The organism is Kitasatospora sp. NPDC001132 (genome assembly GCF_053598415.1).
Window position 1 is genome coordinate 160,097 of the sequence record NZ_JBSFKF010000013.1, and the last position, 12,527, is coordinate 172,623.

At 71.9% G+C, this 12,527-nt stretch carries 10 protein-coding genes and 1 tRNA gene; 9 read left to right on the plus strand and 2 right to left on the minus strand.

Going from position 1 to position 12,527, the window contains the following annotated elements:
• Positions 1-236 precede the first annotated feature (236 nt).
• The 4 genes from ACWDBE_RS19895 to ACWDBE_RS19910 all read left to right on the plus strand — a co-directional run bounded on the left by ACWDBE_RS19895 (position 237) and on the right by ACWDBE_RS19910 (position 4,118).
• Positions 237-1,421, plus strand: coding sequence for a hypothetical protein (locus tag ACWDBE_RS19895; RefSeq protein ID WP_449788417.1), 1,185 nt, complete (start codon positions 237-239; stop codon positions 1,419-1,421).
• A 119-nt stretch (positions 1,422-1,540) separates the two neighbouring features.
• Positions 1,541-3,205 carry an alpha/beta hydrolase gene (locus tag ACWDBE_RS19900; RefSeq protein ID WP_449808655.1) on the plus strand — a complete coding sequence of 555 codons (1,665 nt, stop codon included), beginning with the start codon at positions 1,541-1,543 and terminating at the stop codon, positions 3,203-3,205.
• A 107-nt stretch (positions 3,206-3,312) separates the two neighbouring features.
• On the plus strand, positions 3,313-3,963 hold the full coding sequence (leuE, locus tag ACWDBE_RS19905) for a leucine efflux protein LeuE (protein ID WP_449788415.1): 651 nt from the start codon (positions 3,313-3,315) through the stop codon (positions 3,961-3,963).
• Between the two features lie 81 nt (positions 3,964-4,044).
• Positions 4,045-4,118: transfer RNA gene (locus ACWDBE_RS19910), tRNA-Thr, on the plus strand.
• 131 nt (positions 4,119-4,249) lie between these two features.
• On the opposite strand, the gene ACWDBE_RS19915 is transcribed toward ACWDBE_RS19910, so the two are convergent.
• Both ACWDBE_RS19915 and ACWDBE_RS19920 read right to left on the minus strand, forming a co-directional pair.
• The gene (locus ACWDBE_RS19915) at positions 4,250-5,845 is read right to left on the minus strand and encodes a tyrosine-type recombinase/integrase (protein WP_449808656.1); all 1,596 of its coding nucleotides are present in this window, start codon (positions 5,843-5,845) and stop codon (positions 4,250-4,252) included.
• Entirely contained in the window at positions 5,842-6,510 is a 669-nt protein-coding gene (locus tag ACWDBE_RS19920; RefSeq protein WP_449808657.1) for a helix-turn-helix domain-containing protein, read from the minus strand. Before ACWDBE_RS19920 ends, ACWDBE_RS19915 begins: the two co-directional genes overlap by 4 nt.
• Before the next feature lie 124 nt (positions 6,511-6,634).
• On the opposite strand from ACWDBE_RS19920, the gene ACWDBE_RS19925 reads away from it, so the two are divergent.
• The 5 genes from ACWDBE_RS19925 (at position 6,635) to ACWDBE_RS19945 (ending at position 12,523) form a co-directional block, all read left to right on the plus strand.
• Positions 6,635-6,862 carry a hypothetical protein gene (locus tag ACWDBE_RS19925; protein ID WP_396477159.1) on the plus strand — a complete coding sequence of 76 codons (228 nt, stop codon included), beginning with the start codon at positions 6,635-6,637 and terminating at the stop codon, positions 6,860-6,862.
• A gap of 312 nt (positions 6,863-7,174) precedes the next feature.
• Positions 7,175-8,512 (plus strand): DUF3631 domain-containing protein, encoded by a 1,338-nt coding sequence (locus ACWDBE_RS19930; RefSeq protein WP_449808658.1) that lies wholly within the window; start codon positions 7,175-7,177, stop codon positions 8,510-8,512.
• 480 nt (positions 8,513-8,992) lie between these two features.
• Complete coding sequence (locus tag ACWDBE_RS19935; RefSeq protein WP_449808659.1) at positions 8,993-9,811, plus strand: DUF2637 domain-containing protein; 819 nt, start codon at positions 8,993-8,995, stop codon at positions 9,809-9,811.
• Positions 9,812-10,217: 406 nt separating this feature from the next.
• Positions 10,218-10,778, plus strand: coding sequence for a MobC family plasmid mobilization relaxosome protein (locus tag ACWDBE_RS19940; protein ID WP_449808660.1), 561 nt, complete (start codon positions 10,218-10,220; stop codon positions 10,776-10,778).
• Between the two features lie 8 nt (positions 10,779-10,786).
• Positions 10,787-12,523 (plus strand): relaxase/mobilization nuclease domain-containing protein, encoded by a 1,737-nt coding sequence (locus ACWDBE_RS19945; RefSeq protein ID WP_449808661.1) that lies wholly within the window; start codon positions 10,787-10,789, stop codon positions 12,521-12,523.
• The last annotated feature ends 4 nt before the right edge of the window (positions 12,524-12,527 follow it).

Here is a 12,527-nt window from a genome sequence, read left to right on the forward strand (position 1 = left end):
CGGTCCGGTCTGAGCGCGGGCCGAGCGCGGGCTGCGGGCCTGGCCCCCGTACGCCTCCCGGAGGCGGTGCGCCGTCCCACCTTCGAGTGAACGAGCGACACTCGCCGGGAACACCGTCGTGTGACCGTCGGCCCGTTGTGCACGCTGGGGGCCGACTGCGCCCGCTGCCGGGGTGGTCGTCTCCCCTACGCGCCGGTTCCGGTTCGGCGCGGCCCCCTCCAGAGGCGGTGCGTCCCGTGGTTCGTTCGCTCCTCGTCATCCCCCTGCTGGCCGCCGCCATCGGCGGAATCTGGCTGGCCAGGGGCGCCCAACAGCGCTGGCGCGACCTACGTGCCGCCCAGACCTACGAACTGGCCGGTGACCGCTGGCCGATGCTGGTGCGGGCGGCAGGGGCGATGGTCTGCGGGGTGTGCGTCACCGCGCTGACGGTGCTCACCGCGCTCGGCGCCTTCGGCGGCCTCGGCCGGAGCACCCAGCAGCCGGACCGGGCGGAGCCGGTCATGGACACCGCGGGCTCCCGCTCCGGTGCGGGTCAAGGTGTGGGTGCGGACGCCGGGTCGGGCGCGGGGGCGGCCGTCCGGCAGCAGCAGGCGGCGCCGCCCGCGGCCGCCGAGCCCGCCGCTGCGGCCGCCGGCGGGGCCGCCCCGGCCCCCGTTGCCGCCAGCCGCTTCGACAGCGTCGGCCACCCCGGCGGCGGCGAGCTGCTCCAGTCCGCCGTGCTCGGCCCGGACGGCCAGCCCCGCAACATCCGGGTCTGGCTCCCGCCGCAGTACACCAAGGAGCCGAACGCCCGCTTCCCGGTCGTCGTGATGCACGCGGCCACGCCCCAGAAGACCGCCGACTCCGAGATCCCGGACGTCTTCGAGGGCGTCGGTTCGGCTCTCCAGAGCGGCAAGACCCACCCGTTCATCCTGGTCGCCCCCGAGGCGCCGAACGGCACCGCGTACCCCTGCGAACTGGTCGCCGCCGCCCCGGCCGCCGTCGCCGACGACGCGATGCTGCGCACCACCGTCGCGACCTCCTTCCGCACCCTGCCGCCCGGCCCGGCCTCCTGGGGCGTCCTCGGCGTCGAGGGCGGCGCGCCCTGCGCGGCCGCCGCCGGACTGTCCCGGCCCGACCTGTACGGCGTGGCCGCGGCGGTCTCCGGCCGCTACGACGCCCTCGCGCTCGCCCAGGCCGGCGCCGAGGCCCCGGCCGGCAGCGCGGCCAAGCTGCTGCTGGCCGCCGCCAAGGGCGACTCCGCCGGGCTGGACGCCGCGCGCAAGCTCCAGTCCGCGCTGAAGGCCGGCTCCGGAGCGGCGGCCAAGGCGGAGGTGCGGATCTCGGACAACGTGCAGGACTTCACCCCCGACCGGGAGCGGCTGCGGCTGGTCCGGCAGGCGGCGCAGTTCCTGGCCGAGGCGCTGGCCAAGGCGTCCTGAGGGCGGGTTCGGCGGCGCTACGCTGCCCGGGACCCCGGGGCGGGGCGCCGGGCAGCGGCGTTTCCTCCGGGGGCTTCCCCGGTTGTTCCACGTGCTGGTCGATGGCGGAGAGGTGGCGGATGAGGACCTTCGAGCGGGCCCTGGTACCGGTACGGGCGCGGGCGCGGGGATCGGCCGCGGCGCTGGTCGTCGCCGGGCTGCTGGCGGGCGGGTGCAGCCCGGACCCGTCCGGGGCGCCGACGGCCTCCGCCTCGGGCTCGGCGGCCCCGACGGGCCCGGCGGCCGTCGGGGGCGCGGCGACCCCGCTGGAGCCGCTGCCCGCCGCCGTCCCGGCCGCGCTCGCGCCGTACTACGCGCAGCGCCCGGTCTGGCAGCCCTGCGACAGCGGGTTCGAGTGCACGACGTTCCGGGTGCCGTTGGACTACGACCGCCCGGGCGAGGGCGACCTCACGCTCGCGGCCGCCCGCGCGGCGGCGGAACCGTCGGGCTCCGCCTCCGCCTCCGCTTCTCCCGCCGCGTCAGCCTCTCCGGGCAGCACTCGGCTCGGCTCCCTACTGCTCAACCCGGGCGGGCCGGGCGGTTCGGCGATCGAGTACCTGGAGACCGCCGCCCGGACGTACGACCGCGGCGTGCGGGCCCAGTACGACCTGGTCGGCCTCGACCCGCGCGGGGTGGGCCGCAGCCACCCCGTCAGCTGCCTGAGCGGCGACCGGATGGACGCCTACACCGCCGTCGGTCTGACCCCTGACGACCAGCCCGGGATCGACGCGCTGATCGCGGCCGACCGGGAGTTCGCCGAGGGCTGCCGGAAGCAGGCCGGGGCGGCGCTCGGCCACCTCAGCACCGTCGAGGCCGCCCGCGACATGGACGTGCTGCGCGCCCTGCTCGGCGACGAGAAGCTGAACTACGTCGGCAAGTCCTACGGCACCTTCCTCGGGGCCACCTACGCCGGGCTGTTCCCGAGCCGGGTCGGGCGGCTGGTGCTGGACGGCGCGATGGACCCGGCGCTCGACTCCGTCACCGGCAACCGCACCCAGGCGGGCGGCTTCGAGACCGCCTGGGCCGCCTTCGCCCAGGACTGCGCCAGGCGCGAGGGCTGCCCGCTCGGCCGTACCGAGCAGCAGGTCGGCGAGCGGCTCACCGCCCTGCTCGCGGGCATCCGTGCCGCCCCGCTGCCCACCACCGGCGGGGGCCGCCGGCTCACCGAATCCCAGGCGACCACCGGCGTCATCCAGGCCATGTACGCCGACTTCCTCTGGCCCGAGCTGCGCACCGCGCTCGCCGACGCCGAAGCCGGCGACGGCACCGGGCTGCTGAAGCTCTCCGACGACTACTACGGGCGCGAGGCCGACGGCTCGTACCCCAACCTGATGTTCGCCAACACCGCGGTGAACTGCCTCGACCTGCCCGCCCCGTTCCGCGGGCCGGAGGACGTCCAGCGGGCGGTGCCCGAGTTCGAGCGGGTCTCGCCGCACTTCGGGCGCGACATGGCCTGGATGGCGCTGACCTGCGCCTACTGGCCGGTCCTGGCCACCGGCGCGGCGCACACCATCCGGGCCGCCGGCGCCGCCCCGATCGTCGTCATCGGCACCACCCGCGACCCGGCCACCCCGTACGCCTGGGCGCAGTCGTTGGCCGGCCAGCTGGAGTCCGGCCGCCTGCTCACCTTCGACGGGGACGGCCACACCGCGTACGGGCGGCACAGCGCCTGCGTGGACGGCGCGGTGAACCGCTTCCTGCTGGCCGGGGAGGCCCCCGAGCCGGGCAAGCGCTGCGAGCGGTAGGGCGGGCCCGTGCGGGCCGTCCGACAGGTGGTTTCCCCTTCAACCGATTACCGGTGCGACGTTACGATGAGCGCCCCCTGCCACCCTGCCCTGCACCGGAGCTCATCGTGCTCGGAGTCAACGACCTGGCGACCTACGTCCTCGGCGCCCTCGTCATCATCCTGCTGCCCGGCCCCAACTCCCTGTACGTCCTGTCCGTCGCGGCCCGCAAGGGCATCCGCACCGGCTACCGGGCCGCGGCCGGCGTCTTCATCGGCGACCTCACCCTGATCAGCCTCACTTCGCTGGGCGCGGCCTCCCTGCTCAAGGCCAACCCGGCGGTCTTCGCGGTGGTCAAGTTCGGCGGCGCCGCCTACCTGCTCTGGATCGGCTACGGCATGCTCCGCGCAGCCCGCCAGCTCTGGCGCGAACGCCGGGCCGCGGCCGACCCCACCGCCGAACCGGCCCCCGAGAGCACCGAGAACCCCTTCCGCCGGGCCCTGGTGATCAGCCTCCTCAACCCGAAGGCCATCCTCTTCCTGCTCTCGTTCTTCACCCAGTTCGTCGACCCCTCCTACGGTCAGCCGGCCCTCTCCTTCGTCCTCCTCGGCGGCATCCTCCAGACCTTCAGCTTCCTCTACCTCTCCCTGCTGATCTTCGCGGGAACCACGCTCGCCGCCGCCTTCCGCCGCCGCAAGCGCCTCTCCGCCACCCTCACCAGCGGCGTCGCCGTCCTCTTCGCCGGCTTCGCCGTCAAGCTCGCCGTCTCCTCCGCCTGACCCCGCCCCGGGAAACCCGGGTACGGATCACCCGCGAACCTGTGTAGACTGGCCCGCGTTGCCGCCACACACGGCAGCGGCGCCGCCTTAGCTCAGTTGGCCAGAGCAACGCACTCGTAATGCGTAGGTCGCGGGTTCGAATCCCGCAGGCGGCTCTGTAGAAGCCCCAGGACTCACTCGCCGTGACCTGGGGCTTTTGCCTTTTCTTGGCGTGCGGGCAGGTGTCGGCGCCGCGCTACGAGATCGCTTGCGTGAGCGATGCGTGAGCGCTGGTGTTGATCTTGGTCTAACCCTTGGCCTTCTTGGCCTTGGACTTCGCCTTCTTCGCCGCCTTCCGCTTCGCCTTCTCCGCTGCGGCTGCAGCCTTGGCGTGAGCCTCGGCTTCGGTCTTCCGCTGGAGGGGGACGAGCTTCGCGGCAGCCTCGGCGGCATCCTTGGCGATCTCGGGCAGGACACTGGTGTAGATGTCCGAGGTGATCTTGATGGAGGAGTGGCCGAGCATTTCGGACACCACCTTCATGTCGACCCCGCCCGCGAGCGCGAGGGTGGCCGCGCCGTGGCGGAGGTCGTGCAGGCGGATCGGCGGCAGGCCGGACGCGGTCACGAGCCGCTCGAACATCTCGGTGACCTTGCCGGGATGGAGCCAGGAACCGTCCTCGTTGGTGAAGACCCGGCCGGTGTCCTTCCAGGCCGGCCCCCAGTCGTCCCGCTCCTTCTGCTGCCGCTCGCGGTGACGCCGCAGGACGGCCACCGTGTCGTCGTCCAGCGCCACGGTCCGGAAGCTCCCGTCGGTCTTGGGGTCGGACTCCTCGACCTCCCACCCGTCCTGCACGAGCTGGGCCGTCACGGTCAGCGAGCTGTTGTCGAGATTGGTCTCGGACCACGGCTGGCCGCACGCCTCGCCCCGGCGAAGACCGCGGAAGGCGATCACGTGCCACAGCGCGTACAGGCGGTCGGCAGCCATGAAGTCGAGGAACGCGCCGGTCTGCTGCGGCGTCCAGACCATCACGGGGGAGGGCTTCACGCCGGTCGCCTGCCACTGGGCGACCCGCTCCGGCGTCCAGACCAGAGCCTTCGGCTTGGCAGCCGGGTCGAGCTTGACGTGGGCGGCCGGGTTGAGGGTGATCAGGCCCTCGGGGATCGCTTCGTTCAGGGCGGTGCGAAGCGTGGCCCGGATGCGCTGGCGGGTGGTCGCGCCGGTCGTGCGCCGGAACGGCGGCATCTCGGCAAGCTCAGCGCGCAGAGCCTTGCGGCGGGCGCGGTTCTCCACACCCTTGATCGGAACCGTGGCGAGTTCGGCCTTCAGGGCGTGCCGCAGGGCATTGTTCTCCAGGATCTCCTCGTTGGCGTCGGCGATGTCCGTGAACATCTCGGCGAGCGTGCTCACCCGAAGCCGGTCGACGCGGATGTGCCCGATGCGGGGCTTGAGGTGGACCCGCACGTCGCACTCGTAGCGGGTGATGCCGGACTTGCGGATCTTCTTACCGGCCAACCAGGTATCGAGCCATTCGCCGACGGTGACGCGGGTGGAGAGGTCCTGACCGGACTTCAGGCGGTTGCGGGTCTCCTCGATATCGGGCAGCTGGGCCTTCTCGTCGGCGACCTTCACCAGCAGCTCGGCGACCAGGGCCAGGTCGTCCGGATCCTCCTTGCCGAGGGCGAGCAGGCCGCGAACGTGGTCGAGGTCGGCCTGAGCCTCCTTCAGCGTCTCGTAGCCGGCACGGTTGAATGAACGGCGGGTGCCGTCCTCGGCGTTGGGCAGCTCCTGGCGTATGGAGTAGGAGCCGTGCTTACGGCTGCCGGCCTTTGGGCACGCCTTGCCGAGCGGCTTCCCGGTCTCGGCGTCGCGGCAGTAGCAGCGGTGGTAGGTGGAACCCTTCATTCGTCCTCCAGATCGGTATCGGTGTTCAGCGGGGGAAGCTCGGCGTCGAGAAAGTCGAGACTCGGTGCGAGGTACGGGACTTCCAGGCCGATCTCGCGTAGTTGTGCCCTGACAGGTTGAAGCCGCTCGCGGATGGCTGCGACGAAAGCGTCGCGCTTCTCCTTCGGGCCGGGAGGCCATTCCTGCTGGAAGAACTTGAACTCCAGCTGGAAAGCGCCGTGATGCTCCTCTTGGAGCTCCTGCCAGATCCGGGCGTGCTCCCGGTAGAGGCGGAGCCGGTACATCCCGATCGAGCGGCGGTCCTCTCCGGTGAAGTGGGTGAGGGCCGACCAGCGAGGGTGGCTCAGCTCGGGCAGGTAGTCGACCCAGCCGCCGAGAGCTGGGGAGAAGAGCAGCTCGACCGGAGCGACGTCCAGGGCCTCAGCCACAACGATCAGCTCCGGAATCGTGATCGTCTTGCGCCTGCCGGACTCCCAGTTGGCGATGACGTTCCGGGGGACTTCGTAGCCCAAGTTCCCTGTTTCGTCGGCCACATCCTGCGCGGACAGTCCAAGGTCTTTCCTCCTTCGGGTGATTGCTCGGATCACGTCCTTGGTGATCCGTTCGTGCCAGTCGAGTGCGTCCTCGTCGTCGGTGGACCAGTGTTCCTCGCGGCGTTGTGTCATATCGACACAGTAGCCACTGGAAATCTCTTCTCCGTTGCGGCACTCCGCTGCAGCCCCCTTCCGGGGGAAGCTCGGATTTGGAGTTCATGTGCGAACTGGTGAGATATCGGCGACAGCGCAGGGGATGGGTCGGGCCGAACTTCTCAGGCTGCCGGCGGCTATCGACCTCGATACCGCCAACCGCGCCATCGGCCTCGGGCGGAGCAAGGGCTACGAGCTGGCCCGCCTCGGCGCGTACCCCTGCCGGGTCCTGCGGCTGGGCAAGAAGTACCGCGTGATCACAGCGGACCTTCTGCGCCTGCTCGGCATCGAGGCGGCGGCCGGTGAAGGTTCGGCGGCTGATGCAGCTTGACGTGGTGAGAGCCCGATCGACAAGCCTGTCTGCCGTGGGCGTACTTGCCCGATTGGAGTGGATCCTCCACCGGCATGACCGTACGTTCGTGGTCCCTCGGCGGCCTCGGCGGCCTCGGCCGCCGAGGGACCGCCGCCAAGGTGCAAGCAGTCCCTGCGAGTTGAGCGGACCGGAACCCCCGGTCCGCCGGCCCCAGGACGCACGAAGGCCCCCGGTGCAGCGAACACCGAGGGCCAGGCGAAGTCCTTACCCACGACCTTCATCGGCGGCGCGCGACGAATCAGGTCCCGCGCCCCAGTCTGGAGCTTCACCATGGAGTCTACGTCCCACCAGCCCGATCCGGCAGCTTCCACCGCGAGTTGGCCGCCGGTCGCGAGGCCCGGCGAGCCCGGATCCTTCCTACCGGGCCAGCAGCCGGAGCCCGTGTCCACAGCCTGTGGACACGACGCCGAGGCGGCGCCTGCCGAGCCCGCCACCCCGGACGGGACCGACCTGATGCCGGACACCGAGGCGACCGAGGGCGCCGACCTGCTCGCGCAGCTGAGGGCCCAGATCGCGAAGTTCGTGATCCTTCCCTCCGAGCAGGCCCTGGACGCTGCCACGCTGTGGGTCGCCGCGACCCACCTGCAGGGTTCGTGGCAGCACGCCCCGCGCCTGGCCGTGGTCGGCCCGGCCAAGCGCTGCGGCAAGTCCCGCCTGCTCGACGTGCTCACCGAGACGGTGCACCAGGCGGTGCTGACGGTGAACTCGACTCCGGCCGCCGTGTTCCGCTCGATCACCGAGGAGCCGCCCACCCTGCTGGTGGACGAGGCGGACACGATCTTCGGCAGCCCGAAGATGGCGGAGAAGAACGAGGAGATGCGCGGCCTGCTCAACGCCGGGCACCAGCGCGACCGATACGTGCTGCGGGTCGTCGGCAACGACCACACCCCGCGCCGCTTCCACACCTTCGTCATGGCGGCCATCGCCGGCATCGGCGACCTCCCGGACACGATCATGGACCGCTCGATCGTGATCCGCATGCGCCGCCGTGCCGAGGGCGAGAGCGTCGCCCCGTACCGCACCAAGCGCGACAGCCCCGCCCTGCACGCGATTCGCGACAAGATTGCCCGCTGGGCGGCACCGCTCGCTGGCCGGGCCCTGTGCATGGAGCCCGCCATGCCGGTCGAGGACCGCGCGGCCGACACCTGGGAGCCCCTGGTGATCGTCGCCGACCTCGCCGGAGGCCCCTGGCCCCGCCGTGCCCGCCAGGCGTGCAAGCGCATGGTCGACGCCGAGGTCCAGACGGAGGAGGACAACCCCGGCGGCGCACGGGTCCTCGCCGACATCCGCCGGATCTTCCACGCCGCCAGCGAGCCGGAGCCGGACAGCATGACCACCGGCCAGCTGCTGTTCGCGCTCAACGGCAACGAGGAGGCGCCGTGGGCGGAGTCGGCCCGAGGCGGGCTGACCCCGCGCGCACTCGGCGCGATGCTCCGCGAGTTCGGCATCACCTCCGGCAACGTGCGCCTCGGCGACGGAACCCAGCGCAAGGGCTACACACGCCACAAGTTCCTCGACGCCTGGCGCCGTTACTGCCCCACCGTCCACCCCGTCACCCCCACGGCCACGGAGGAGAGCGCGGGCGCGGGCACGGGCAGCAGAGGCTGACCAGCCTCCCCGAACTGCCGTCCCTGCCGTCCCTGCCGTAACAGCGCAGGTCACAGCACGTGCCGCCGAGACGGAACGGCCTCCCAAGACGGAAACGCTCCCGCACCGGGGACGGCAGCACCCCGCCTGCAAGACGGCGCGTGGGACGGCAACCGCCCCACCCCGCTACCGGCCCGCCGCCAGCCCGGACCTCGGCGCCAGCGGCGGGCCGATCCTGGGACGGGAAACACATCCGTCTTGTGTCGTCCCAGCCGTCCCTGCCGTAAAACCGCAGGTCAAATGCCCTCTAGCCGGGACGGATACGAGCCCCAAGACGGATACCGCACCGTCCCGAACCCGAATACCGCCGCGTCCACGGCACCACCCGGGCAGCCGAACTCGCCCCAGCCCAGAACCCGTCCCGCAGTACCAAGACGGCAAGACGGCAAAGACGGCAATCCCACAAACCGCCACCGCCCGACCCGCAAGGACCCCTCCCGCATGACCACCACCACCCCACCGCGTCTACCCCGCCCGGACGCCGTCCTCGTACAGGCCGCCATCGCGGGCGCCCTGTCCTTCGCCCACCTCCACGACATCGCCGAAGCCGCCGGACAACACGGCTGGAAAGCCTGGGCCTACCCCGTCTCGGTCGACCTGCTGCTCGTCGCCGCCTGGCACCGCATGCGGACCCTGCGCACCACCAGCCGCCCGGCCGGCACCGCCTGGACCTGGTTCGCCATCGCCCTGACCGCCTCCCTCGGCGCGAACGTCGCCACCGCCGGACTCCTCGACCTCGCCCACGTCCCTGCCTGGCTGCGAATCCTGGTCGCCGGATGGCCCGCCCTCGCCTTCTTCGGCGGCACCCTCCTCGCCCACAACACCACCGCGACCGACGTCACCACCAAACCGAGGCCCACCGAGGACGAACTCCCGCTCCGTGAAAGCCCCGAGCCCACCCTGGCAGCCCCGCCCGTACCAGAGGCGGAGCAGGACTGCCCGTCCAGCCCCACGCCTGTCACAGAGCGCAGGGATGACGGCCCAGTCTTCGACGAAGAACCAGCCGCGCCTCGCAAGCGCACCGGACGCCCACCGGCGAAGACCATGGACCAGCTCGTGGAGATGATGCGGCCGGTCGTCACCGAGCACGGCGTCAGCGTCGCCGTGGTCGAGAAGGCTCTCAGCGACGCCGGGATTCCGATCAGCAGCAAGCGCCGGACGGAGCTGATGGCGCTCCTGCGGGATGAGCAGGCCGACCCTCAGCCCGAGAACGCCGACCGCGAGCCTGAGCAGGCGCGCGAGCACCCGGTGCCCGCCTGACATGCCGCCGCTCCATGGGTGGCCGCCCGCCAATGACCCGCACGGCGTCTGGCGGGCGGCCCCTTCACCGCCAAGTGGTCTGGCGGATGTCCACCTCGTGGTCAGCAAGATCCGCCAAAGGACCGGATCACTCTTCCGCCGAACCGCGCGCCGCCCGAGCCGGACCGCGCGCCGCGTTCACACCCCGCTCGCACCACAGCACCTCGACGCCCCCGCGACAGGAGATCAGCCCGTGACCGACACTCAGCACCCCCACGGCGCCACCGGCGAGAGCGCGAAGGTGAGGAAGAAGTCCCACACCGTGAAGGGTCTTTGGCAGTGGGCGTTCGGCAACCGAGCCCCTGGCGGAGCCAGTAGTACCGCGAGTCCGACTCGTGGCCGGACTCGCGGGATCTCCGCCCCAGGGGTGGCGGAGAAGGCCCGGCGCGAGGGCGCGCCGGGCCAGGAGGCCGGGGCCGAGGGCGGCCCCGACCCGGACAAGCTCCTTGCCGTCCAACAGCAGATCCTCGCCGATGTCCGCCCGACCGAGACCGACAACGAGTCCTCCGACCACAGCGCCGCCGATCATGCCGAGCCGAAGAACCGCCGCTACACCGGCACCAAGCGCGAAGAGCGCGTCGGCCCTCTGCGGTTCGAACCCGAGGAAGAGCCTCGGCTGCGTGCTGCTGCCACCGCCAACGGCTACCGCGGCCTGTCCGGGTTTGCCGCCGACGTCGTCCTGGCCTTCATAGCCGGCCGGTTCTTCATTGACCCGCCCCTGGCGGAAGAACGCCGACTCATCCACGAGTTCCGCGCCCGCGTCCTGCGCCAGATCAGCGGTATCGCCAGCAACGTCAATCAGATCGCCCGAGCCCTTAACGGCGGATACGAGCCCCCGGTCGACATCCGCCGCACCCTCGACGAACTGCACGGCCTGCTCACTGAGATCGCCGAGGCCCTTCGCCAGCCCGCCAGCCAGGAAGGCTGAACACTGCCGTGATCGCCCCCATCAAGAACCCCGGCTCCAACACCCGCGGCCTGCTCGCCTACCTCTACGGACCCGGCCGCCACGACGAGCACCGCGACCCGCACATCGTCGCCGGCTTCGCCATGCTCGCCATGCCTGACCCCGGCCGCGACGAGAACGCCACCCTCACCGAGCTCGCCCGCTACCTCGACGAGCCCGTCCGCCTGCGCAACAGCGAGCCCGGCAAGAAGCTCACCGACCACGTCTGGCACTGCCCCGTACGCGCCGCACCCGAGGACCGCTACCTCTCCGACGCCGAGTGGTCCGAGATTGCCGAGCGCATCGTCCGGGCTGCCGGCATCGCTCCCAAGGACGACGACCTGGCGTGCCGGTGGATCGCCGTGCGCCACGCGGACGACCACATCCACATCCTCGCCACCACCGTCCGCGAGGACGGCCGCCGCCCCAAGCTCCACAACAGCGGCCAGCGCGTCGGCGCCGAGTGCCGCGAGATCGAGAAGGACTACGACCTGCGCCAGCTCGGCACGGGCGATCGGACCGCCGAACGCCGCCCCACCCAGGCCGAGATGCACAAGGCCAAGCGCCTCGGCTGGGAACAGACCAGCCGCGAGTGGCTCCAGGACCGCATCCGCGCCGCCATCCCCCACGCAAGCAACGCGGAGGAACTTCTCGCCTACCTCCAGGCCGATGGCGTCGAGGTCAAGATCCTCCGCTTCCCGTCCGGCGACCTTCGGGGCTACTCCGTCGCCCGCCCCGGCGACCTGAAGGCCAACGGGCAGCCGAACTACATCCCCGGCGGGAAGATCGCCCCCGACCTGTCCCTGCCCAAGCTCCAGGCGCTCCTCACGGTCGGCAAGCCGGAGGAGCACCCCACCGCCCGCCGCAACAAGCCCGCCACCCGCTGGCAGCACGCCACCAACGCCCTCGACACCTTCACCACCGACCACCACACCGCCGGCGACAGTGGTGACGCGCGTGCGCAGGCGCACATCACCGCCCTCGGTGAACTGATCGAGGCCACCGCCCAGACCGCGCCCCAGGACCTGCGCGCCGAACTCCGAGCAGCAGCAAAGACCTTCGCCCGCGCCCAGCGCTCCCAGATTCGTGCAGACCACCCGGCGGCAGCCGGTCTGCGACAGGCGGCCCGCGACCTCGTGCACGCCGGCAGCGGCAAGGACGGCAGCACCCTCGCCGTCTTCGTCGCAGCCCTCGTCTGGGCCGCGGTCCTCTCCCAGCGCTGGCACACCGCCAAGGGCCATGCCCAGCAGGCCGCAGCCGCGCGCCGAACCGTCCAGCACCTCCAGGCCGTCTACGACCAGGCCGCCGCCGACCAGCTCGCCTTTCTCGTCCAGCGCCAGCCCAAGGAGCAGACCCGCAACACTCTCGCCAACGACGTCCGCGCCGCCATCCCCGACCACGCGACGCGGATCCTCGCCGATCCCAACTGGCCCGCCCTCGCCACCGTCCTCGCCGACGCCGAAGCCGGCGGCCACACGCCCCACCAGCTCCTCACCGAGGCCGCAGCCCGCCGCGAACTCGGCAGCGCCCGCCCGCCCGCCAAGGTCCTCATTGCCCGCATCCAGCACACCAGCTACAACCCCGCACCAAACCGCACCGTTGAAGCCGCGCTCTTGCGCTCGCCTGCCGCCCCGACCGTCCGCCGCCCCACCACGAACCCGCCCGCCGTCACCTCGCCCACCATGACCGCACTCCAGCACCCCGGCACCCAGCCCCGACACCGCTGACCAC